Annotated in this window: 16 protein-coding genes and 2 pseudogenes; 7 read left to right on the top strand and 11 right to left on the bottom strand. The window is 61.4% G+C overall.

The window, feature by feature from the left end:
• Positions 1-10: 10 nt before the first annotated feature.
• Genes phnE through phnD form a run of 3 tightly spaced genes read right to left on the bottom strand, consistent with a single transcriptional unit; the run spans position 11 to position 2,506 of the window.
• Positions 11-829 (bottom strand): phosphonate ABC transporter, permease protein PhnE, encoded by an 819-nt coding sequence (phnE, locus tag ACZZ0Q_RS17600; RefSeq protein WP_463541390.1) that lies wholly within the window; start codon positions 827-829, stop codon positions 11-13.
• A gap of 28 nt (positions 830-857) precedes the next feature.
• Entirely contained in the window at positions 858-1,643 is a 786-nt protein-coding gene (gene phnC / locus ACZZ0Q_RS17605; protein WP_463541389.1) for a phosphonate ABC transporter ATP-binding protein, read from the bottom strand.
• The gene (gene phnD / locus ACZZ0Q_RS17610; RefSeq protein ID WP_463541388.1) at positions 1,640-2,506 is read right to left on the bottom strand and encodes a phosphonate ABC transporter substrate-binding protein; all 867 of its coding nucleotides are present in this window, start codon (positions 2,504-2,506) and stop codon (positions 1,640-1,642) included. Before phnD ends, phnC begins: the two co-directional genes overlap by 4 nt.
• Positions 2,507-2,619: 113 nt before the next feature.
• Here phnD and ACZZ0Q_RS17615 point away from each other — a divergent pair, with 113 nt between their 5' ends.
• Positions 2,620-3,486 carry a LysR substrate-binding domain-containing protein gene (locus ACZZ0Q_RS17615; RefSeq protein WP_463541387.1) on the top strand — a complete coding sequence of 289 codons (867 nt, stop codon included), beginning with the start codon at positions 2,620-2,622 and terminating at the stop codon, positions 3,484-3,486.
• Here ACZZ0Q_RS17615 and ACZZ0Q_RS17620 read toward each other — a convergent pair.
• Complete coding sequence (locus tag ACZZ0Q_RS17620; RefSeq protein ID WP_463541386.1) at positions 3,468-4,505, bottom strand: AraC family transcriptional regulator; 1,038 nt, start codon at positions 4,503-4,505, stop codon at positions 3,468-3,470. The two genes, ACZZ0Q_RS17615 and ACZZ0Q_RS17620, sit on opposite strands and share 19 nt — an antisense overlap.
• A 131-nt stretch (positions 4,506-4,636) precedes the next feature.
• Between ACZZ0Q_RS17620 and ACZZ0Q_RS17625 the strand changes: the two genes are divergently transcribed.
• Positions 4,637-6,376: an N-acyl-D-amino-acid deacylase family protein gene (locus ACZZ0Q_RS17625; protein ID WP_463541385.1), complete on the top strand. Its 1,740-nt coding sequence runs from the start codon at positions 4,637-4,639 to the stop codon at positions 6,374-6,376.
• Between the two features lie 3 nt (positions 6,377-6,379).
• Here the strand turns inward: ACZZ0Q_RS17625 and ACZZ0Q_RS17630 are convergent, their stop codons facing one another.
• The 5 genes and pseudogenes from ACZZ0Q_RS17630 to ACZZ0Q_RS17650 form a co-directional block, all read right to left on the bottom strand.
• A complete protein-coding gene (locus ACZZ0Q_RS17630) occupies positions 6,380-6,703 on the bottom strand; it encodes a helix-turn-helix domain-containing protein (RefSeq protein ID WP_122492660.1) in 324 nt (107 codons plus the stop codon).
• Between the two features lie 144 nt (positions 6,704-6,847).
• Positions 6,848-7,180: an XRE family transcriptional regulator gene (locus ACZZ0Q_RS17635; protein WP_463560797.1), complete on the bottom strand. Its 333-nt coding sequence runs from the start codon at positions 7,178-7,180 to the stop codon at positions 6,848-6,850.
• A complete protein-coding gene (locus ACZZ0Q_RS17640) occupies positions 7,173-7,538 on the bottom strand; it encodes a type II toxin-antitoxin system RelE/ParE family toxin (protein ID WP_463541384.1) in 366 nt (121 codons plus the stop codon). The genes ACZZ0Q_RS17635 and ACZZ0Q_RS17640 overlap by 8 nt, the downstream gene beginning before the upstream one ends.
• A 245-nt stretch (positions 7,539-7,783) precedes the next feature.
• Positions 7,784-10,048, bottom strand: coding sequence for a catalase/peroxidase HPI (gene katG, locus ACZZ0Q_RS17645; protein WP_463541383.1), 2,265 nt, complete (start codon positions 10,046-10,048; stop codon positions 7,784-7,786).
• Between the two features lie 304 nt (positions 10,049-10,352).
• Positions 10,353-11,843 (bottom strand): annotated as a pseudogene (locus tag ACZZ0Q_RS17650) (flavin monoamine oxidase family protein); the annotation flags it as partial.
• Positions 11,844-12,081: 238 nt separating this feature from the next.
• On the opposite strand from ACZZ0Q_RS17650, the gene ACZZ0Q_RS17655 reads away from it, so the two are divergent.
• From ACZZ0Q_RS17655 to ACZZ0Q_RS17670, 4 genes are all read left to right on the top strand, one after another.
• Entirely contained in the window at positions 12,082-13,485 is a 1,404-nt protein-coding gene (locus tag ACZZ0Q_RS17655; protein ID WP_463541382.1) for an adenosylmethionine--8-amino-7-oxononanoate transaminase, read from the top strand.
• Between the two features lie 251 nt (positions 13,486-13,736).
• Positions 13,737-14,408: a GntR family transcriptional regulator gene (locus ACZZ0Q_RS17660; RefSeq protein ID WP_463541381.1), complete on the top strand. Its 672-nt coding sequence runs from the start codon at positions 13,737-13,739 to the stop codon at positions 14,406-14,408.
• Positions 14,409-14,529: 121 nt separating this feature from the next.
• Entirely contained in the window at positions 14,530-15,636 is a 1,107-nt protein-coding gene (locus ACZZ0Q_RS17665; RefSeq protein ID WP_463541380.1) for a polyamine ABC transporter substrate-binding protein, read from the top strand.
• Positions 15,637-15,671: 35 nt separating this feature from the next.
• The gene (locus tag ACZZ0Q_RS17670) at positions 15,672-17,282 is read left to right on the top strand and encodes a gamma-glutamyltransferase family protein (protein WP_463541379.1); all 1,611 of its coding nucleotides are present in this window, start codon (positions 15,672-15,674) and stop codon (positions 17,280-17,282) included.
• 373 nt (positions 17,283-17,655) lie between these two features.
• On the opposite strand, the gene aldA is transcribed toward ACZZ0Q_RS17670, so the two are convergent.
• Together aldA and ACZZ0Q_RS17680 are read right to left on the bottom strand one after the other, a co-directional pair.
• Entirely contained in the window at positions 17,656-19,092 is a 1,437-nt protein-coding gene (gene aldA / locus ACZZ0Q_RS17675) for an aldehyde dehydrogenase (protein ID WP_463541378.1), read from the bottom strand.
• Positions 19,093-19,157: 65 nt separating this feature from the next.
• Positions 19,158-21,308 carry a PQQ-dependent dehydrogenase, methanol/ethanol family gene (locus ACZZ0Q_RS17680; RefSeq protein WP_463541377.1) on the bottom strand — a complete coding sequence of 717 codons (2,151 nt, stop codon included), beginning with the start codon at positions 21,306-21,308 and terminating at the stop codon, positions 19,158-19,160.
• Between the two features lie 454 nt (positions 21,309-21,762).
• Here ACZZ0Q_RS17680 and ACZZ0Q_RS17685 point away from each other — a divergent pair.
• Positions 21,763-22,431 (top strand): annotated as a pseudogene (locus ACZZ0Q_RS17685) (PAS domain-containing protein); the annotation flags it as partial.
• Positions 22,432-22,510: the final 79 nt, after the last annotated feature.

Consider the following 22,510-nt stretch of genomic DNA (forward strand, 5'->3'; position numbering starts at 1 on the left):
GTGGCAACGATTAGTGACTGGCGCCGCGTTGGATGGCGTTGCGCAAGCGGCTGGATAGGGTGTCAGCGGCAACCACCATGACGGTGATGACGATGATGCAGGTGGCCGTTTCCGGGTACTTGAACAACTTCAGGCTGCTGACCAATTCGAAGCCCAGACCGCCGGCGCCGACCATGCCCAGCACCGTGGCCGAACGCAGGTTCACCTCGAAGCGATACAGCACCACGGCGATCCAGGCGGTGACGACTTGTGGCAGCACACCAAAAACGATGATCTGCAACGGCCGCGCACCAGTGGCCTGCAACGCCTCGATCGGACCTTGGTCGATTTCCTCGATGCTTTCGGCGAAGAATTTGCCCAGCATGCCCACGCCATGCACCGCCAACGCCAGCACGCCGGGGAATGGCCCAAGGCCAACGGCGGAGACAAATATCAGCGCCAGGATCAGCTCGTTGATGCTGCGCGTAATGTTCAAAAACTGGCGAGTAAGGTGATACAGCACCGGGTTGCGACTGAGGTTGCGCGCGGCCAGAAACGAGATCGGCACCGCCAACACCACGCCCAGCAGCGTGCCCCACAATGCAATTTGTAGTGTTTCCAGGGCCGGCGCCCAAAGGCGCGGCAAAATGCTCAAGTCGGGCGGAAAGGTGCGGCCGAGAAAGTCGCCAATTTGCGGCAAGCCGGCGGCCAGTTCGGCCACGCTCAATTGCGCGCCTTCGGCACTCCAGTTCAGCACCAGCACGGCGACCAGCACCATCGCGGCGGTGACTAACCAGCCGCGCGCGTTCTGCAGCGTATCGACGGTCCACTGGTATTTACGCGCCTGCATGACGTCGCTCCGGTCAGTTGGTATACGGTTAGTTGGCATAGCGCACACGCAACGCCTGACCAGCCTCGTCGGCCGGTTGCTCGGGCTCCTGGCCCGGGTAGATGCGGTGCAGATCGGCGTCGGTCATGCCGTGCGGGCAACCGTCGTACACCATGCGGCCATGGGCCAGGCCGACGATGCGGTCGCCAAATTCACGGGCGTAATCCACCTGGTGCAGGTTGCACACCACGGTAATGCCCAGCTCGCGTGTCGCGTCGCGCAGGTATTGCAGCACCAAGCGCGCGGTTTTCGGGTCGAGGCTGGCCACCGGTTCGTCGGCCAGAATCACCTGCGGACGCTGAGCCAGGGCACGAGCGATACCAACGCGCTGCATTTGCCCACCCGACAATGCGTCGCAGCGCTGCTGCGCCTTGTGCGCCAACTCAACCCGGTGCAAACACTGCATGGCCAGGTCGATGTCTTCGCGGCGAAACAGTTGCAGCACCGAGGCGAGGGTGGAAACCGCACCCAGGCGCCCGGTCAGCACGTTTTTCAACACCGACAAACGCGGCACCACGTTGTGGTGTTGAAAAATCATCGCCACTTGCTGGCGCAGGGCGCGGGTGTCGCGACACGTCACAGCGTCCATACCGGCGACGCTGAGCTCGCCGGCATCGGCCTGAACCAGGCGATTCATGCAGCGCAGCAAGGTCGACTTGCCGGCGCCCGACTGGCCAAGAATCACCACGAATTCGCCAGCCTGAATCTCCAGGTCTATGCCACGCAGCACGGCATTGCTGCCGTACTGCTTGGTCAATTGGCGGGCGCGGATCATTTCATGCCCTTGAGGTCGAGGTTCAGCACCTTGGCGGTCTCGCGGACCACGTTGTAGGCGGCGTCGTCGGTTTTCTGGAAACCGTCCAATTGCCCCTGGTCGCCCCATGGCACGTCTTTCATCGACGCCAGCGCCGCCGCTACTTTTTGTTTGAGTTGGGGGTCCAGCGCCTTGCGCCAGACCATCGGCGATTCGGGAATCGGCTGCGATGTCCAGACCACCTGGAAGTCTTCGTTCTTGACGATGCCCTTGGCCACCGCGCCCGCGAGGATGCGGTCAGCGACGGCAGCGGCGTCGACCTTATTGTTGGCCACGGCCAGAATGCTGGCATCGTGGGAGCCGGAGAAAATCACCCGGGAGAACAGTTTCTGCGGGTCATACCCGGCTTTTTCCAAACCGGCCTTGGGAAACAAATGGCCCGAGGCTGAGCTTGGGTCGACGAAGGCAAACGTGTGGCCTTTGAGGTCGGCCAGGTCGTTAATGCCGCTGCCTTTGCGCGCCAGAATCAAACTCTTGTAGGCGCTCTGCCCGGTCTTTTTGGTGACCGCCACGGCGAAGGCTTCCACGTCGGCCACCGAGGCCGCCAGCACATACGAGAACGGACCGAGGTAGGCGACGTCCAGTTTGCCGGCGCGCAGGGCTTCGATAATGCCGTTGTAGTCGGTGGCCACGAACGGCTCGACCGGCATGCCCAGTTGTTTCTCCAGGCCCTCGAGCACTTGCTTGCTGCTCTCGATCATGGCTTGGGAGTCTTCGGACGGAATCAAGCCGATTCTGAGTTTTTCGGCGGCCTGGGCGTTTAAACAGAGCAACGGCAACAACGCAAATCCGGCAATACGCAACAGCGAAGCGATAGAAGTCATGGCATTTCCAGCACGTGTGGTTGGGAAGTGAGCACAGGCTAGAAGCGTCACGTGACAGTCATACGATCAATTCAATATGGGTTTTTCCCGTTAACTATTGATGGAGGCTATGGATGTCCACCGCTCGAATTCGCGCGTTTCTCGCTGTGGCGCGGCATGGCAGTTTCAGCGCTGGCGCCCGGGCGCTGGGGCTGAGCCAGCCGACGCTGACCACCCAGGTGCAACAACTGGAGCGCCAATACGACCTCGAGCTGTTTCACCGCAAAGGGCGACGCATTGAATTGTCCGATGTCGGCCAGCAATTGCTGCCCATCGCCCAGCGCATGGCGCTGTTGGAACTGGAAGCGAACAACCTGCTGCACGACTCCGGTCGCCTGGACAGCGGCCAACTGAAGTTGGGCGCCGTGGGCCCGTTTCATGTGATCGAAATGGTCGACCACTATCGCCAGCGCTACCCGCGTATCGACGTGTCGATTCGGGTGGGCAACTCGGCGCAGGTGCTGGCCGATCTGGAGCAATACGCCACCGACATTGCCGTGCTCGCCGGCCGGCATGACGACCCCAGCCTGAGCGCGGTGCATTACGCCCGCCACGCCATCATTCTGTTCGTGCACCACAACCACCCCTTCGCCCAGCGCGAAAGCGTGCCGCTGCACCTGCTCGAAGACCAGCCGCTGCTGCAACGCGAAACCGGCTCGACCACACGCCTGGCCCTGGAGCGCGCGCTGGCCGAGGCCGGCGTCACGCCGCGCAAAGCCATGGAAATTGGCAGCCGTGAAGCACTGCGCGAAGCCGTGGTGCGTGGCATCGGTATTGGCACGGTGTCTGAGGCGGAATTTATTCCCGACCCGCGCCTGCATGCGCTGCGTATCGAGGGCGATCCGGTATTTACCGAAACCTATGTGTATTGCCTGGCGGAACGGCGCAGCAGCCGCTTGATTTCATCGTTCTTCGACACAATTCAACGCGCGCCGGCATGAGGCACCCGCACCGGCTGATGCTGTTCACGCCACTGCGAAGGTGCGGTGCCGTGATGGGATTTGAAGGCGCGGGAGAACGCGGCCAAATCGTTGTAGCCCAGGGCATCGGCGAGCCGCGTGAGGTCCATGGACGAGGCGTGTAAATGCCAACTGGCCAGCTGCATTTTCACCGCCAGCACCAGTTGCTTGAAACTCAGCTGCTCGGCGCGCAAGCGACGCTGCAAGGTACGCGGATGCAGCCCGAGCATGGCGGCGATGTGTTCCAGGCTGTGCAGGTGCAGGCCGACGGTTTGGGTAATGAGCGTGCGAACCTGCATTTCCAGGTTGCTATCCAGATCGTTCACCAGCTCACGCAAGTAGGTGTCTATTCGCGCCTGTGCCTGGGTGGATAAGGGTTTTACCGGCAGGGCCATGATGCTTTCGGCGAACACCAGGCAATCGCGCTCCTGGTTGAACCGCACGTCACAGCCAAAGTGCTGGCGGTAGGTTTTTACAGCCGCCACCGGGCTGTGGCTGAACTCCACACGCAACGGCCGCACATCGCCGCCCGCACAGATTTCGCGTGCCAGGCGCGCGCACGCGGCGACCGCCATTTCCCGGTATTGCTGGGCGTGTTCGGCGCCATAGAAATGCTCGATGCGCTGCACATACACGCGCCCGCCGTGCTGCTGCAACCGCCAATGCTCGGCCTTGTTGTGCAGGGCGATATAACGCTGCGCGGCCGCAAAAGCCGCCTGCACATTGGGCTCGGCGCACAGCAAGGTGCCGAGCAAGCCCAACATGCTGATGCCTTGATGACTGGCGACGCGCAGGCCCAGATCCGGGCAGCCCAAGCGCTCGGCTGCCGTGGCCAATAAGTGAATGACCTGCTCGCTGCCGATCAGCCGATCGGCGTCGCGCAACTGCGTCACGCTGAGTCCAACGCCGGCCAGCAGCGACGGTAAATCGCCGCCCAACTCGGCCACTTCCTCTTCGAAGCCAAGCAGGCTGGCGCTGCGCAATTCGTAGCGGATGGTCATTGTCGGCTCCCGCGAAGGTGATACGACGATGCCGAAATTGTCGTGTTATGACAAGGAAACGCGCATTCAGCGCCCTACTCTCGCATCACCACTTCCCCCAAAAACTACAAAAACAAGCAACGAGGTGATCCATGGCTATGTACGACATCGTGATTCAAGGCGGCCGCTACTTCGACGGCACCGGCGCCCCCTCAGCCATCCGCAGCGTGGCCATCAAAGGCGGCAAAGTGGCGGCAGTCAGTGCCACGCCGTTTGACGAAAGCCTGGCTGAACGTGTGATCGCCGCCCACGGAAAATGGGTGACGCCGGGCTTTATCGACAGTCACACCCACTACGATGCCGAACTGATTGTGGCACCAAGTCTCAGCGAGTCGGTGCGCCACGGCGTGACCACTGTGCTGGTGGGCAGTTGCTCGCTGAGCATGGTCTGCTCGGCGCCAGAAGACGCTTCCGACATTTTCACCCGTGTAGAAACTGTGCCGCGCGACAAGGTGCTGCCGATTCTGCGCGCGCATAAAACCTGGACCACGCCGCGCCAATGGGTCGAGTTCATGGGCACCCTGCCGCTGGGGCCGAACGTGGTGAGTTTTCTCGGCCATAGCGACTTGCGCGTGGCGGTGATGGGCTTGCACCGCGCCACCGATCGCCAGGTGCGGCCGAGCGAAGTGGAAATGAAGGAAATGGAACGGGTGATGGAAGAGGCGCTGGATGTGGGCTTTCTCGGCCTGTCCACCATGAGCCTGAAGTGGGACAAAATTGACGGCGACCGCGAATGGTCGAAAAGCCTGCCCAGCACCTACGCGCACTGGAGCGAGGTCCGTCGCCTGAATAACCTGCTGCGCCAGCGCGGCCGCGTGCATCAGGGCGCGCCGAACGCGGCCAACCCGCTGCAAGTGTTGCAGTACCTCGGTCAAGCCATGGGTGTGCTGCGCAAACCGCTGAAGACCACGCTGATCTCCATGCTCGATCTCAAGGGCAACAAAACCATCGCGCCCATGGCACGGCTGTCAGCCTGGTTTACCAATTTAATGGGCGGTGATTTTCGTTGGCAGCTGTTGCCAACGCCTTTCAAAATTTACGCAGACGGCATCGACGTGGTGTTGTTCGAGGAATTCGGTGCCGGCGAAATGGCGCTGAATCTCAAAGACGCCGTAGCGCGCAACGCGCTGTTGGAAGATGAAAGTTATCGCCGCACCTTTCGCAAGTTCTACGCCGAGAAACTCTCGCCCCGTGTGTGGCAACGCGACTTCGGCGACGCGGTGATTCTCGGCTGCCCGGACGAAAAACTGATCGGCCGCAACTTCGCCGACGTCGCGGTGGAGCGCGGCCTGCATGTCGTCGACTTGTTCCTCGACATGGTGGTGGCGTACGGCACGCAACTACGCTGGTTTACCGTGATCGGTAATCACCGCAAAGACGTCCTGCGCAAGATGGTCTGCAACCCGAACACGCTGATCACCTTTTCCGACGCCGGCGCCCACTTGCGCAACATGGCGTTCTACAACCTGCCGCTGCGTTTGTTGAAATTGGTGCAGGAAAGTCACAACGAAGGCCGGCCGATAATGGCCGCCGAGCAGGCCATTCACCGGCTGACTGGCGAACAGGCGGACTGGTTAGGTATCGATGCCGGACGCATCCGCGAGGGTGATCGTGCCGATATCGTGGTGCTCGACCCACACGGTTTGCAGCAGGATCTGGAAAATGAAACCTGGGCTGATATGCAAGGCTTCGGGATTCAGCGCATGGTCTGCCGCAATCCGGGTTGCGTGTCCCATGTGCTCATAAATGGCCGGCTGGCGGTGGATGACGAAGCGGTGGTCGCGCAATTGGGAACTGCGCCGGGTTACGGGCAATTCCTGGGAGCGCGCTGAAAGTCAGCCAAACGACAGGTTGGACTCATCGGGTTGGTAGGCCTCGTTTTCCAAGTCGATGAAATTGCTCAGCCGCACCGCGCCTTCTGGGAAGCGCACTATCACTTGCAACTGGCCACCCATGGCCTCGATATGCTGGCGCAACGTAGCCAGGTAAATGTCGGTGTAACGCTCCATTTTGTTCACGGCCGCCGGGGGCAGCCCGAGGTTTTTCGTAAGTGACTGCTGCGACTGGCCAATGGCGAGCATCACTTTGGCCGTGGCCTCGGCGCGTGCCTGGGAGGGAGGCAGCAGCTTGGTTCTGCGGGTGGAATACTTGCTGGTCATGAAGCGGGCTCGAAGCGAAATGAATTGATCGGCGAGCCTAGCCCATCGCCCTAGGTCAACATGAGTGCACGCGGACGGTAGTGAGGTGGGAACACTGCCCCCGTCGTGTATGAACTGGCCTCATTCGTACGAGACGTCTCTGGGTTACGCCTGGTTAAGCGCTTCGTCATCGAGATCAGCGAAGTTGCTGATGCGCACGGCGCCTTCTGGAAATCGCGCAATCACTTCCAACTGTCCGCCCATGGCCTCGATGTGGTTGCGCAGGGTGGAAATGTACATGTCGGTGCGCCGCTCCATTTTCGCAATGGAGGGCTGCTGAACATTCAACAGCTCGGCGAGCGACTGTTGGGACAACCCACGCGCCTGGCGCAATTCGTGTAGCGGCATTTGCGCGAGCATTTCGCGCGTTTTCGCTTCGGCGCGCGCGCGCGCCTCGGGCGACATGTTTTTACGCAGTTCTGAGTATTTGTTAGCCATGTGTTGCGGTCTCCTTTTTCACCGTAAGCAGGTGCTTGTCATAGAGCCGATCCGCCAGCGGAATGTTCGTGGCGTACCAGCGATTAGCACCTGTTTTGTCACCGCCAACCAAGAGGATGACGCACCGCCTGGGATCAAATGCATACAAGCTGCGCAGTGGCCTGCCGCCTTGTTGGGTACGCAATTCGCGCATGTGTTTATGGCGCGAGCCCGACACGCCGCTGCTATGGGGGAAGCCCAGAAACGGCCCGCACTCAACCAGTAAACCGATCGAAGCGTCCAACGACTCCCGCTGCTTTTCCGACAACCCCTTCCACCACGCGCCGAACTCATCCGTGTATTCAACATCCCAAGCCATGGCGACTTTCCACCTTTATTAATATTCCGTCAATGGAATATTTTCTATTGAGTAAAACCCGGTAAAACCGTGCCATTGAGCCTGGACAACCGCAGCCAAAAAAACGAGCGCCTGGGGCGCGCAGTCAGGTGGGAAGACCGCCGCGCCATCGTCTGACGCAGCGCTAGAATTCAGCTATTCACGCGCAAAAAAACGCCCCCTTTGCCGCGAGAGCAAAGGGGGCGCCGGGTGGTGCGTGGGCTTGATCAGCTACGCAGGTCGAAGCGATCCAGGTTCATCACTTTCGTCCAGGCCGCGACGAAGTCCTTCACGAACTTGGCCTGGCCGTCGGCACTGGCGTACACCTCGGCAATCGCGCGCAACTGCGCGTGGGAGCCGAACACCAGATCAACGCGCGTACCGGTCCATTTCACTTGCCCTGTCTTGCGCTCGCGCGCTTCGAAGGTGGTGGCCGACGCCGGTTTCCATTCCACGCCCATGTCCAGCAGGTTGCTGAAGAAGTCATTGGTCAGTACGCCCGGACGCGTGGTGAGCACGCCATGCTGGGCGCCCTCGACGTTGGCCCCGAGTACCCGCAAACCGCCAACCAACACGGTCATTTCCGGCGCGGTGAGCGTCAGCAGCTGCGCTTTATCCACCAGCAGCGTTTCCGCCGAGACGGTGTACTTGCCTTTCAGGTAATTGCGGAAGCCATCGGCGATGGGCTCAAGGAAGCCGAACGATTCCACGTCGGTCTGCGCTTGCGAGGCGTCCATGCGCCCCGGTGCGAACGGCACGGCAACGGTCTGCCCGGCGGCCTTCGCTGCTTGCTCAACGCCTGCGTTACCGGCCAGTACGATCAGGTCCGCCAAGGAAATTCGTTTGCCGCCGACCTGGCCGCCGTTGAATTCGCCTTGAATGCGCTCCAGTGTGCCCAGCACCTGCGCCAACTGCGCCGGCTGGTTCACGGCCCAGGATTTCTGCGGTTCCAGACGCAGGCGTCCGCCGTTGGCGCCGCCGCGTTTGTCCGAGCCGCGGAAAGTAGAAGCAGCGGCCCAAGCGGTAGAAACCAGTTGTGCCACGCTCAGGCCCGAAGCCAACACTTTGTCTTTCAGCGCAGCCACGTCGCTGGCATCGACCAGCGGATGGTTCACCGCTGGAATCGGGTCTTGCCAAAGCAGTTCTTCGCGCGGTGTTTCCGGGCCCAGATAGCGGGCCAGCGGGCCCATGTCACGGTGGGTCAACTTGAACCAGGCGCGGGCGAACGCGTCGGCCAATTGCTGTGGGTTTTCCAGGAAACGGCGGGAGATTTTTTCGTACGCCGGGTCGAAGCGCAGCGCCAGGTCGGAGGTGAGCATGGACGGCGCGCGACGTTTGCTCGGGTCGTGGGCGTCTGGAATCTTGCCCGCGCCTGCGCCGCCTTTGGGTTGCCACTGATGGGCGCCGGCAGGACTCTTGGTCAGTTCCCACTCGAAGCCGAAAAGGTTTTCCAGGTACTCGTTGCTCCAGCGCGTCGGCGTGGAGGTCCAGGTCACTTCCAGGCCGCTGGTGATGGTGTCGCCGCCTTTACCGCTGCCAAAGGCGTTGCGCCAGCCCAGGCCTTGTTCTTCCAGGCCAGCCGCTTCCGGTTCCGGGCCCACGTTATCGGCGGGGCCGGCGCCGTGGGTTTTGCCGAAGGCGTGACCGCCCGCGATAAGCGCCACGGTTTCTTCGTCGTCCATGGCCATGCGGGCAAAGGTTTCGCGAATGTCGCGGGCCGAGGCGACCGGGTCGGGATTGCCTTCCGGCCCTTCCGGGTTCACATAAATCAAGCCCATCTGCACAGCGGCCAGCGGGTTTTCCAGATTGCGTTCCAGCTCACGGCCTTCCTGCTCCGGACGTTTTGCAGGTTCCGCCACCAAGTCGCCTTGGCCCGGTTCTTCAACTTCCTTGCTGGCTTTGCCGTAGCGCTTGTCGCCGCCCAGCCACACGGTTTCGGTACCCCAGTACACGTCTTCGTCCGGTTCCCAGACATCGGCACGGCCACCGGAAAAGCCGAAGGTTTTAAAGCCCATGGATTCCAGCGCCACGTTGCCGGTGAGCACGATCAGGTCGGCCCAGGAAATGGCGTTGCCGTACTTTTGCTTCACGGGCCAGATGAGGCGGCGTGCTTTGTCGAGGCTAACGTTATCTGGCCAGCTATTGAGCGGGGCGAAGCGTTGCTGCCCGGAACCGGCGCCGCCTCGACCATCGCCCGTGCGGTAGGTGCCGGCGCTGTGCCAGGCCATGCGCACGAACAGCGGGCCGTAATGGCCGAAGTCGGCCGGCCACCAGTCTTGAGAGTTGGTCATCACAGCTTCGAGGTCGCGTTTGACTGCGGCGAAGTCGAGGTTTTTGTAGGCGCTGGCGTAGTTGAAGTCCTCCCCCAGCGGATCGGATTTTGCCGAGTGTTGATGCAGCACTTTCAGGTTCAACTGATTGGGCCACCAATCACGGTTGGTGGTGCCGCCGCCAGCGGCGTGGTTGAACGGGCATTTTGATTCAGTCGACATGGTGTTCTTCCTTAATAAGGTCGAGTAATCCGGCTCCAGCCAATGTGGCTAGGAACGCTGATACACAGGTCAGTGTGATCGGGGCGGGCCTGGGGTCGTTACCGCTCTGCGCGGGTGAGGGCTCTGAGTCCCCTCATCAGTGAAACGGCGCCGCAACGAAACGGCGCAGTGCAAGACTAGCCGTCTATGGGAGGAGGTCTAATAGAGCGTATGTGCTGTGTTGATAGCGTGGCTCTGTCAGCGCACCTGCGCGCCGCTGACAAAGCCACCGTCGCCCGCCTTGCGCGGGCGATGTGCATCAGTTGAACAGTTTGGAGAAGAAGCCGGGCTTGTCGTCGCCCTCTTTGGCGGGTTTCTTCTCAGGCGCGGCTTGGGCCACCACCGGCTTGGTGGGGTCGACAAAAGTGCCGGCCAACAAGCTCTGCGCCTGACTGGCGGCGCGTTGGCCACTGCGCAGGGCGCCTTCCAGAGTGCCGGGGTACAAGGCATCGGTGTGCTCACCGGCAAACACCACGCGTTGCAGCGGTTGCTCCCACAGCCGCCAGTTGCGCGTCAGTTGGCCCGGGCCGTACGCCAGGTACGAACCACCAGTGGAGGGGTCGGTGCTGTAGCGCTTGATTTCATAGCCGGTGAAGGCGCCACGCGCTTTCGGGTAGAACGCGTGCAGGCGAATCAGCACCTGATCGACCATCTGTTTATCGCCAAATGCCTGCAGCACGCGGGCGTTGTCGCCTGACAGGTTGATCACCACATTGGCGCCGCCTTTTACCGCAGGCTCGATCCACAACATGCCCAGCCCCTGATCGGTGAAGATTTCACCGGACAGCCGCGCCTTGCTCTCCCACACCGGGGTTTTGAACTTGAGCATGATCTGGTCGCGCCAGCCGTAATTGGTGCCTTTGATGGCCCCAAGGTGCGCGGCGTCCAGCGCCGGGGTCAGCTGAATTTGTGCCAGGGCTTTGAGCGGCACGGCCAGCACCACGTAGTCGGCGCTGTAACCGACGCTGCCCACTTTCACGGTGGCGCCGTCTTTGTCCTGGCTGATGGCCGAGACCTTGGCGTTGGTTTTGATGGTTTTGATTTGCTTGAGAAACGCCGCCGCCAGCACCTGGCTGCCACCGGGCAAACGCGCGGCGCGCAGGTCGCGGTCGTCTACGCCGCGGTAAACGCGGGTTTGCTGGGCGAGGTATAGCAGCGACAGGCGCGACGGTTCGTCGTAGCGCGAGCGAATGCGTTGGTTCACCAGCAAGCGCGCGGTGGGCGGCAGCGCGAGTTTGTCGAGCCACTTGGCAACGGTGATCTGGTCGAGGGCGAACAGGGTGTTGTTGGCGGCCGGGTTCATCGGGTCGGTAATGGAGGCGGCCAAGTCGTCGAGGCTTTTGTCGAAACGCTTCAAGCCTTCGGCGGTTTCCGGCTGCTTGGTGGCCAGGTCGGCGGCGGTGAAGTAATCGCCATTAATCAGGTAACTGGGGTTACGCACGAACTCCGGCGCGGGCAGGGTCTGCAATTTGAAGGTGTCGAGATAACTGTTGAGCGTGGGTTGCACTTTCTTGCCGGCAATCCATTCGCTGGTAGCCAGGCCCGAGCGCCCGCCGATGCTCGGTTTGGCTTCCAGCAGCGTGACCTGCCAGCCCTTTTGTTGCAGCTCGTAGGCGGCGGTCAAACCGGCCAACCCGGCGCCCACCACAATGGCCGTGGGCTGCTTGGTGGCCGCTGGCTTGTCGGCGGCAGTGGCCGCCACGCTGAACACACCCATTGCCAGCAGCGCCAAGGCGCGCAAACCGGTTCGCAACATAAACGACTCCTTACATCCGTTCCGCAGGCAGCGGAACGCTCTTTTGATGGCGCGCAGAATACGCCGCGCCTGGCCCAGGAACCAGCCAAGCCCGTCGGCTTGGCTGGTTCCTGGGCCAGGCGCGGGCGGTTTGCGGTTGTTCACCGGCGCGCCATTGCATAGGCTGCTGTCCTGCTTTGCGTGCCCAGAGTTTGCCTGGCCGCGTCTGTACAGCTGTCTTGACTGCCTGGAGTTTCGAATGAGCCTGAATAATCAGTGGATGCAACGCGACCTGGCGGTGCTCTGGCACCCCTGCACGCAGATGAAGGACCACGAGCAATTGCCGCTGGTGCCGATCAAGCGTGGCGAGGGCGTGTGGCTCGAGGACTTCGATGGCAAGCGCTACCTGGACGCCGTCAGCTCCTGGTGGGTAAACGTGTTCGGCCATGCCAATCCGCGCATCAACCAGCGCATCAAAGACCAGGTTGACCAACTTGAGCACGTTATTCTCGCGGGCTTCAGCCATCAGCCGGTGATTGAATTATCCGAGCGCCTGGTCAAGCTCACGCCGGCGGGCCTGGACCGTGTGTTCTACGCCGACAACGGTTCATCCGGCATCGAAGTGGCGTTAAAAATGAGCTTCCACTTCTGGCGCAACAGCGGCCAGGAGCGCAAGAAACGCTTCGTCACCCTGACCAACAGCTACCACGGCGAAACCATCGCGGCGATGTCGGTGGGCGACGTGGCGCTGTTCACCGAAACCTACAAATCCCTGCTTATGGACACCATCAAGGTTCCCAGCCCCGACTGCTACCTGCGCCCGGAAGGCGTGAGTTGGGAAGAACATTCGCGGGTGATGTTTGGCCATATGGAACAGGCCTTGGCCGAGCATCATCAGGATGTGGCGGCGGTCATTATCGAGCCACTGATCCAGGGCGCTGGCGGCATGCGCATGTACCACCCGGTGTACCTCAAGCTGCTGCGCGAAGCCTGTGACCGCTACGGTGTGCACCTGATTCACGATGAAATTGCCGTGGGCTTTGGTCGCACCGGCACCATGTTCGCCTGTGAGCAGGCGGGCATCGCGCCGGACTTTCTGTGTTTGTCCAAAGCACTCACCGGCGGCTACTTGCCGATGGCCGCCGTGCTCACCAGCGAGGCGATTTACCAGGGGTTTTACGACGACTACCAAACCCTGCGCGCCTTCCTGCATTCCCACACCTACACCGGCAACCCGCTGGCGTGCGCGGCGGCATTGGCCACGCTGGATATCTTCGAGCAAGACAACGTGATCGAAGCCAACCGCGCTCTCAGCGCCCGCATGGCCAGCGCCACGGCGCACTTGGTGGACCATCCGCACGTGGCCGAAGTGCGCCAGACCGGCATGGTGCTGGCGATTGAAATGGTGCAAGACAAAGCCAGCAAAACGCCTTATCCGTGGCAGGAGCGTCGGGGTCTGAAAGTGTTCCAGCACGCGCTGGAACGCGGCGCGTTGCTGCGGCCTTTGGGCAGCGTGGTGTATTTCCTGCCGCCGTATGTGATTACCCCGGAGCAGATTGATTTCCTCGCCGAAGTCGCCAGCGAAGGCATCGATATCGCCACCGCAACGAAAACCTCCGTGCCCGTCAGCGGCCGCCACCCCAACTTCCGCGATCCGGGTTAAAACTCGAGTCTCTTTCCACCGTGAATCCGCCCCCTCTGCCCGCTAGCGGGGAGAGGGTTTTCGTTCACAAAGTGCGCACTCCGGTAACGCTGCGCTCCAAAACGTGACGACCGCCTTCACCTACCGCCCGCCCTCTCCCGCCTTTACTCCTTACTAATCAGCAAGATACGGAGAATACGCAGCCCTGGCGCGTATCCTGCATTCAATGGCTTTATGGATAATTGGATCCAAAAAACCATGCGAGCACCGCGATGCACATCGTCCCCTCCTACGCCGAACGCAAACCCATGACCGCCGAAGAAGAGGCTTACAGCTTTCTTCTCAACGCGATTTGCACCGGCCAGTACCGCACGGGCGACCGTCTGGTGTCGGAAGAAATTGCCAGTGAAATCGGCATGAGCCGCATGCCCGTGCGCGAAGCGTTTCGCCGCCTGGCGGCCGAGGGTTTGGTGACCATGCGCCCTAACCGCGGCGCCGTGGTCAGCGGCTTGAACCTGGACGAGATACACGAAGTGTTCGACATGCGCAGCGCCCTCGAAGGCTTAGCGCTGCGCGTGGCGGTGCCGAAGATTACCGAGCGCCATTTGAACCGGCTCGAACGCCTGCTCGATGAAATGGACGAGTGCCGCGACGACAGCGCCGAGTGGGTCGGCCGCCACCGCGTGTTCCACGAATACCTGTGCAGCCTCAGCGAGCGGCCCCGGCTGATGCGCCAGATCAGCGCGCTGTATTCGGTCATCGAACCGCCCATGCGCCTGTGGCTGCAACATGCACAAGCGCCCAGCGCCCGCGAAGAACACAGCGAAATACTCGACGCCATCCGCAGCGGCGACGCCGCACTGGCCGAGCGGGTATTGCGTGAACACATCGAAGGCACCGTGCCGGAACTGGCGCGGTTTCTGGAACAGATGAACCCAATGTAGGAGCGAGCTGGCTCGCGAAGCAGGCGCTGCGGTTTGTCGCTGAATCGCACAACTTCTTTCGCGAGCAAGTTCGCTCCTACGGCCCCCTTTTCTCCTCGTCGTAACAGAAGGAATTACCCGCATGAGCCTGCGCCTTTCCGTTTCACGCACACTGCTGGGCGCGTTCTGCGCCCTGGCGATTCTGCCGGCCACCCAGGCGGCGGAGCAGACTATTCGCTTCTACAACTGGTCCGATTACATGGGCCCGGACACCCTGAAGAACTTCGAGAAAGAAACCGGCGTGCCGGTGCAATACGACGTCTTCGACACCAATGAAATGCTCGAAGCCAAGCTGCTGTCCGGGCACTCCGGCTATGACCTGGTGGTGCCGTCCAGCCAGTTTCTGCCCAAGCAAATTCGCGCTGGCGCCTACCAGCCGTTGCAGCGTGAATTGCTGACCAACTGGAAGCACCTCGACCCGCGTTTGATGCAGCGTCTGGAAGAAGCCGACCCCGGCAACAAATACGCCGTGCCGTACATGTGGGGCACCTTGGGCATTGGCTACAACGTGGAGAAAGTGCGCGCCGCATTGGGCGCCGATGCGCCCGTCGACTCCTGGGCACTGGTATTTGACCCGGCCAACCTGGCCAAGCTGAAAAGCTGCGGCGTGGCCATGCTTGATGCGCCGGTAAAAATCATTCCGCAAGCCATGCACTACATGGGCATGAACCCCAACAGCACAAACCCGGACGACTACAAAAAAGCGTCGGCGCTGCTGCAAAAGCTGCGGCCGTCGGTGACCTACTTCAGCTCGTCGAAATACACCACGGACCTGGCCAACGGCGACATTTGCGTGGCCATTGGTTATTCCGGCGACGTGATGCAGGCGCAAACCCGGGCCAAGGATGCCGGCAAAAACGTCGACATCCGCTACGTGATTCCCAAGGAAGGCGCCAACCTGTGGTTCGACATGATCGCCATTCCGAAAGACTCGACCAACGCCAAGAACGCCCATGCGCTGATCAACTACTTGCTGCGCCCGGAAGTGATCGCGCCGGTTAGCGACTACGTCGGCTACGCCAACCCGAACAAGGACGCGACCGCCCTGCTCAGCCCTGCCGTGCGCGACAACCCCGGCATTTACCCAAGCGATGAAGTGATTGCCAAGCTGTTCGTGTCGGCGGATTTGCCGCCGGCGATTCAGCGCGTCATCACCCGCGAGTGGACACGAATCAAGTCCGGCAAATAAGCGGACGCCGTTTTTACCTTTTATGAGTTCTGCCCATGTTGAAATTTTCTGCCCATGAATACCCCTACGCCTCGCAACGCCAGAGCGTGTTTGCCAAGCGCGGCATGGTCGCCGCTTCGCAGCCACTGGCCGCCGAAGCGGGGATTGAAATGCTCCGTCGCGGCGGCAACGCCATCGATGCCGCCATCGCCACGGCGGCGGCGCTGACGGTGGTTGAGCCCACGGGCTGCGGCATCGGCGGCGACGCCTTTGCCCTGGTGTGGGTGAAGAACCAACTGCACGGCCTGGATGCCAGCGGCCATGCGCCGCAAGCGTTGAGCATTGAGGACATGCGGGCGGCGGGGCATGAAAAAATGCCGGTGTATGGCTGGGCGCCGGTGACGGTGCCGGGCTGTCCGGCGGCATGGGCAGAACTTTCCCGACGCTTTGGCCGGTTGCCGTTTGCAGACCTGCTGCAACCGGCCATCGAGTTGGCGCGCGACGGTTTTCCGGTGTCGCCGGTGGTCGCGCATCAGTGGCAAACCGCGCTGGACGAATACACCCCCGAGCGCCAGCCCGTGTTGGAAAGCTGGTTCTCGACCTTCTTGATCGACGGCCGCGCGCCCCAGGCGGGCGAGCTGTTTCGCAACCCGGCACAAGCCGAAACACTGGCCGAGCTGGCCGCCACAGGGTGCGAAAGCTTCTATCGCGGCAGCATTGCCCAGCGCCTGGCCGCGCATTCCGAAGCCACCGGCGGCTACCTGCGCGCTAGTGATCTAAGCGGTTACCAAGCCAAGTGGGTTGAGCCGATCAGCGTGAATTACCGGGGCGTGGATGTCTGGGAAATTCCCCCGAGCGGCCAAGGCCTGATCGCCCTGATGACGCTGAAAATCCTCGAAGGCTTTCAGTTCGACCAGCGCGACAGCCAGCGCACCTGGCACCGCCAATTGGAGGCCATGAAATTGGCCTACAGCGACGGCCTGCACCACATCACCGACGCCGAGCATATGCGCGTGGCGGTCGAGCAATTGCTGAGTCCCGGCTACATCGAGCGCCGTCGCGCACAAATCAGCGACCGTGCCCAACCGCCGCTGCATGGCGACCCGCACGCCAGCGGCACGGTGTACCTGGCCACGGCGGATGCCGAGGGCAACATGGTCTCGTTTATCCAGAGTTGTTATCACGGCTTCGGTTCTGGCGTGGTGCTGCCCGACAGCGGCATTTCTCTGCAAAATCGCGGCTCGGAATTTAGCCTCGACCCCGGCCACGCCAACAGCCTGGCGCCCGGCAAGAAAACCTTTCACACCATTATTCCCGGCTTCCTCAGCAAAGACGGCCAAGCCCTCGGGCCGTTCGGCGTAATGGGCGGCTATATGCAGCCGCAAGGCCACGTGCAAATGGTGATGAACTTGGTCGACTTCGGCCTTAACCCGCAAGCGGCGCTGGACGCCCCGCGCTGGCAATGGCTGGGCGAGATGAAAGTCGGCATCGAACAAGGCGCTTCTCGCGACCTGGCGTTTGCCTTGGCCCGGCGTGGGCATCAGGTGGAAATTGCCCATGACCTGACCGACTTTGGTCGCGGCCAGATCATCCTGCGCGACCCGGATACGGGCGTGCTGTGCGGTGGCACGGAGCCGCGGGCGGATTCGCATATTGCTGTGTATTGACCGCGATATTTTTGATCATCTGCAGCATTCCGATTGGCCGCGATTGGATTCGTGCACGGATCAACAGCATCGCGGCTAAAGCCGCTCCTACAGGGATGCCGCCCACAGAAGCTACTCCGCCCTCTGTGGGAGCGGCTTTAGCCGCGATGCTTTGATCTTCCGCCAAGGCCATCGCACGTAGAGCTCACGCACGATGCTGCACATTTTCCGCAGGTGCGTGCGGCTCAAAATTCTGGATCCCCGCGTGCGCGGGGATGACCGGCGTATTGGCAAACATGCCGCGACTTTTGAAAACGCAAAAACCAAAAAAAGCGGGCGCACGCCGAAACGTGAACCCGCCAAAGCACTGCTTACCTAGTCTATTGCGGCGCGGTTATTCCTGGATGTACACCACATGCGTGTGGGTGAATTCATACAGCCCGTGCTTGCCATCCGCGCCGCCGATGCCGGATTTACGCGTGCCGGCATGGAAGCCCTGCATGGCTTCGAAGTTCTCGCGGTTGATGTAGGTTTCGCCGAAGTCGATTTCGCGACTGGCTTTCATCGCGGCGCTGAGGTTGCGGGTGTAGAGCGAGGACGTCAGGCCGTATTCGCTGTCATTGGCCAGGGCGATGGCTTCGTCGAGGTCGTCGACAATCTGCACCGGCAGCACCGGGCCGAAAATTTCCTTGCGCATGATTTCCATGTCGGCGGTGCAGCCGGCCAGCACGGTCGGTTGGTAGTGGAAGCCTTTGCCCAGATCGGCCACCGCTCCGCCGGTGATGATCTGCGCGCCCTGCCCGCTCGCGGTTCTGACCATCTGCGCCACTTTGTCGAGGCCGATCTGGTTAACCAGCGGGCCCATGTCCAGGTCCGCCTCGGCGGACGGATCACCGTACCTGGTAGCGGCCATGGCGCTGGCGAGTTTGTCGATAAATTGATCGGCCACTTTGCGCTCCACGTACACCCGCTCGGCGCAGTTGCACACCTGCCCGGTGTTGATCACCCGCGAGGCGGTAATGGCGTTTACCGCCAGTTCCAGGTCGGCGTCGGCCAGCACAATAGCCGGGGCCTTGCCGCCCAGTTCCAGGTTGAGCTTGGTGATGTTCGGCGCGGCAGCGGCCATGATGCGCGAGCCGGTGGCGACGCTGCCGGTAAAGCTGATGAGGTCGATGCCGGCGTGGGTGGTCAGCGCATGGCCGACGCCAGCGCCGGTGCCGCTCACCACGTTGAACACGCCCGTGGGCAGGTCGGTCTCGGCCACCAGGCGGGCGAATTCAAAACAGTTGATCGGGGTTTCTTCACTGGGCTTGATGACGATGGTGTTGCCGGTAATCAGTGCCGGCGCCATCTTGCGAGCGATCAGAAAGAACGGGAAGTTCCACGGCAGAATGCCGGCCACCACGCCTAAGGGTTTGCGTTGCAAAAAGATGTGTTCACCGGCGCGGTCACTGGTCAGCACTTCGCCTTCCAACCGGCGCGCCCACTCGGCCATGTAGTCGAGGTAGTCGGCGGTGAAGTTCACTTCCACCATCGCCAGTCCGGGCACCTTGCCTTGCTCTTGGGTAATGATGCGCGCCAGGCGCTCGGCGTTGTCGCGCACTTTCTGGGCGATGCGGCGCAGGTAGCCGGCGCGCTCGATGGCCGGTTTCGCCGCCCAGCCCTTTTGCGCTTTGCGCGCGGCAGCGATGGCCCGTTCCACTTGTACATTAGTGGCTTGCGGCACGCGGGCCAGCAGCTCGGCGTTGGCCGGGTTGAATACTTCGATCAGTTCTTCGCTGCCGATAAAGGAATTATCGATGTAGTTCTCGTAGGTAACGATGCTGCTCATGCGTTCTCTCCTGTCCACGCATCGGCCCGCCGGGGCGAGCGTCTGCGTGGTGACGGGTTTACGGATTAGTTGCTGGCGGTTTTCTTCGCGGCGGCCTGCTGTTCTTGCAAGTCATAGGCGCGCTTGATCAGGTACTGGTGCACCGCTTCAGCCTGTTGAATATCGAGGTGGCCTTGGAACGAAGGCATGCCGTCCGGAATGCGCCCGCCGTAGACGATGCCGAGGAAACGCTCGTGGTTTTCCTTGCTCAGGGTGCGCAGGTCCGGCACTACGCCGCCGCTGATGGCGTTGATGCCGTGGCACTGCGAGCAACTGGCGTTGAACAGTTCGCGGCCCTGGTCGATCTGTGCGGTGGTACCGGTGAGCTCAGGTGGCTCGGGTTTGCGGTCGGCGAAGCGGTCGTTCAGCTCGGGCAACTTGGCGGTGCCGCCGAGTTTGTAGGTGAGCACTTGCGCGTTCGGTTTCACCCCGGCACGCAGCGACAACGCACCGGCAAAGGTCGAAAACGCGCCACCCCAGCCGGCCATAAAGGTTACGTACTGCTCGCCGTCCACTTCATAGGTCACCGGTGCGGCCATCACGCCGGTGTTGGCCGGTTGCTCCCACACTTTCTTGCCCTTGTCAGCGCTGTACGCCACCACGCGGCCATTGGCGGTGCCTTCGAATACCAGGTTGCCGGCCGTGCTCAGCGTGCCGCCGTTGAAGATGGTGGTGTACGGCACTTCCCACGCGGCCTCTTGCTTGACCGGGTCCCAGGCGATGAGTTTGCCGGTCCAGGTGTCAGCGATTTTGCGCAGGCCTTCGGGGTCCTCGGGCATCATGCCGGTGTTCACGTCGAGCTGATAAATGCTCTTGAACTTGGAGCGCGGCGGCGCGCCGTCAACGTCCTGGTACATGGCCGACATGATGTGCGCCGGAATGTACACAAGCCCGGTGGTGGGGTTGTACGACATAGGCTGCCAGTCGTGGGCGCCCCAGAAAGCGGGCTGAATCAGGCGCGCTTTTTTCTCGGGGTCTTTCCAGTATTCGGCGACTTTCTCGTTACGAATCGGCCGGCCGGTTTTCATGTCGATGCCGGTCGCCCAGTTGATTGGAATGAAATTTTTCGCCGACAGCAGCTCGCCGGTTTCGCGGTCGATCACGTAGAAGAAACCGTTCTTCGGCGCCTGCATCAGCACCTTGCGTTTTTTGCCGTTGAGTTCCAGGTCCACCAGCATGATGTGCTGCGTGGCGGTGTAGTCCCAGGCATCGCCAGGGGTGGTCTGGTAGTGCCAGACGTATTCGCCGTTGTCCGGGTTGATGGCCACGATGGAGGACAGGAACAGGTTGTCGCCCTTGCCTTCGCTGCGAATGCGCGGGTTCCACGACGAGCCGTTGCCGACGCCGATGTACAACAGGTTCAGCTCGGGGTCGTAAGACATCGAATCCCATACCGTACCGCCACCGCCCTGCTTGACGTAGTTGTCGCCAAACCAGGTTTTCGCGGCGATTTCCATGCCTTTGCCCTTGGGCATTTCTTTGGGGTCGCCGGGCACGGTGAAGAAGCGCCAGTCTTGCTTGCCGGTCTCAGCGTCGTAGGCGGTGATATAGCCGCGCACGCCAAACTCGGCGCCGCCGTTACCGATGATGACCTTGCCTTTGACGATGCGCGGTGCGCCGGTGATGGTGATGCTGCGGCTGGGGTCGGTGCGGGTGTCGACGCTCCAGACTTTTTGTCCGGTCTTGGCATCGATGGCCTCCAGACGGCCGTCGAGCACGCCGACATAGACTTTGCCATTCCACACCGCCACGCCCCGGTTCACGGCGTCGCAGCAGGCTTCACCCGCGCGGGAGCGGTCCGACTGCGGGTCGTATTTCCACAGCAAGTTGCCGTTACGAGCGTCCAGGGCGTAGACGATGGAGAACGGGCCGGTGGTGTACATCACGCCGTCGACGATGATCGGCGTGGCCTCCACGCCCCGGTCGATGTCCAGCTTGTAGCTCCAGGCGAGGCCGAGTTTGTCGACGTTGCCGTCGTTGATTTTCTTCAATGGGCTGTAGCGTTGTTCGTCGTAGGTGCGGCCGGTGGTCATCCAGTTACCGGGCTCGCTGTCGGCCGCGCTGATGCGCGCGCCATCGACGGCGGCGGGTTTGTCTGTCGCCAGGGCGTGGCCGCTAATAGCCGCACTCAGAAGCAGGGAAGCGAATAGGCACCGCTGCAGGCCAATCTGATTCATCGTGGAATCTCCAGTTCTTATTAGAAGCCGCAGCGTCGCGCTGCTGACGAAAGGGACTGGAGCAACGGCTGTGCCAGCGCTGCCATACCGGCGTGCAGCCCAAGCATGCTGCGGCTTGCAGCAAACTTACGTGGCTCGACTTGTGCGGGCAGGTGTCGCACCGGCGCAACAGGTGATGCGACAGGTGTCGCAGCGGATGAGGCGTTTTCCGGCGAGCCTTGCCCCGGGCAGCGGTAAAGCGCGACCGGAACAATTTGGCTCGGCCTCATGCCGGAGTTTTTTTTATCTTCTACGCTTCAGGAACATTCTGCCGTGCCGACCTAAAAGCAAATGGAATGCACATCTAACACGCGGGTAACACAGCATGTTCAATAAGCAGCTCAAAGAACGACTGGCCGAACTTGAAGAAGAAGTGGCCCGCACGCAGCAAATCAAACAATCGCTTAATGAGGAGATGCTCGTTCTCGAAGTTGATACGAGCGCCGTCATCACCTATGCCAACGAGAACTTCCTCAAGGAAATGCTTTATCGTCCCGAGCAGTTGATTGGCCGTCCATTGGATGAGTTCTTTCCGCACAGTTTTCGCAGCGAAGAAAACTACCGCCGCATCAAACACGCCCTGCAAACAGGCGATCATCTGGCCGGCGCTTACCGCCTGCTGCGCGGAAACGGCCATGAGGCCTGGTTGCGGCTGATTTTGCAGCCCAGCCGCAGCAGCCAGGCCAAATTGAAGAGTTTCACGGTCATTGCCAATGACCTGACTCGAACCATCGAAACCTCCAAGGAACACGAAGGCATTATCAACGCCTTGCTGCGCTCTACTGCCGTGATCGAGTTCAACCTCAAGGGCGAAGTCATCACCGCCAACCCCAACTTCCTCAACGCCATGGGCTACAGCCTTGAGCAGATCAAGGGCAAACACCACGCCATGTTCTGTGATCCGCAGGAAGTGAATAGCCCGGGCTACAAAGACTTTTGGGCCAAGCTCAATCGCGGCGAATACGTGGCCAGCCGATTCAAGCGCGTGGATGCCATGGGCCGTCCGGTGTGGCTGGAAGCGTCGTACAACCCGGTGCATGACGCCCATGACCATTTGTACAAAGTGGTGAAATTCGCCACGGTTATTTCCGATCAGGTTAACCAGGAAATTGCCGTCGCCGAGGCCGCCAACATTGCTTACAGCACCTCGCAGCAAACCGACT

This window comes from Pseudomonas sp. AC070 (assembly GCF_979258635.1).

Coding starts and splice junctions, on each gene's coding strand:
- phnE (WP_463541390.1), bottom strand. CDS start 829: ATGCAGGCGCGTAAATACCAGTGGACCGTCGATACGCTGCAGAACGCG.
- phnC (WP_463541389.1), bottom strand. CDS start 1,643: ATGATCCGCGCCCGCCAATTGACCAAGCAGTACGGCAGCAATGCCGTG.
- phnD (WP_463541388.1), bottom strand. CDS start 2,506: ATGACTTCTATCGCTTCGCTGTTGCGTATTGCCGGATTTGCGTTGTTG.
- ACZZ0Q_RS17615 (WP_463541387.1), top strand. CDS start 2,620: ATGTCCACCGCTCGAATTCGCGCGTTTCTCGCTGTGGCGCGGCATGGC.
- ACZZ0Q_RS17620 (WP_463541386.1), bottom strand. CDS start 4,505: ATGACCATCCGCTACGAATTGCGCAGCGCCAGCCTGCTTGGCTTCGAA.
- ACZZ0Q_RS17625 (WP_463541385.1), top strand. CDS start 4,637: ATGGCTATGTACGACATCGTGATTCAAGGCGGCCGCTACTTCGACGGC.
- ACZZ0Q_RS17630 (WP_122492660.1), bottom strand. CDS start 6,703: ATGACCAGCAAGTATTCCACCCGCAGAACCAAGCTGCTGCCTCCCTCC.
- ACZZ0Q_RS17635 (WP_463560797.1), bottom strand. CDS start 7,180: ATGGCTAACAAATACTCAGAACTGCGTAAAAACATGTCGCCCGAGGCG.
- ACZZ0Q_RS17640 (WP_463541384.1), bottom strand. CDS start 7,538: ATGGCTTGGGATGTTGAATACACGGATGAGTTCGGCGCGTGGTGGAAG.
- katG (WP_463541383.1), bottom strand. CDS start 10,048: ATGTCGACTGAATCAAAATGCCCGTTCAACCACGCCGCTGGCGGCGGC.
- ACZZ0Q_RS17655 (WP_463541382.1), top strand. CDS start 12,082: ATGAGCCTGAATAATCAGTGGATGCAACGCGACCTGGCGGTGCTCTGG.
- ACZZ0Q_RS17660 (WP_463541381.1), top strand. CDS start 13,737: ATGCACATCGTCCCCTCCTACGCCGAACGCAAACCCATGACCGCCGAA.
- ACZZ0Q_RS17665 (WP_463541380.1), top strand. CDS start 14,530: ATGAGCCTGCGCCTTTCCGTTTCACGCACACTGCTGGGCGCGTTCTGC.
- ACZZ0Q_RS17670 (WP_463541379.1), top strand. CDS start 15,672: ATGTTGAAATTTTCTGCCCATGAATACCCCTACGCCTCGCAACGCCAG.
- aldA (WP_463541378.1), bottom strand. CDS start 19,092: ATGAGCAGCATCGTTACCTACGAGAACTACATCGATAATTCCTTTATC.
- ACZZ0Q_RS17680 (WP_463541377.1), bottom strand. CDS start 21,308: ATGAATCAGATTGGCCTGCAGCGGTGCCTATTCGCTTCCCTGCTTCTG.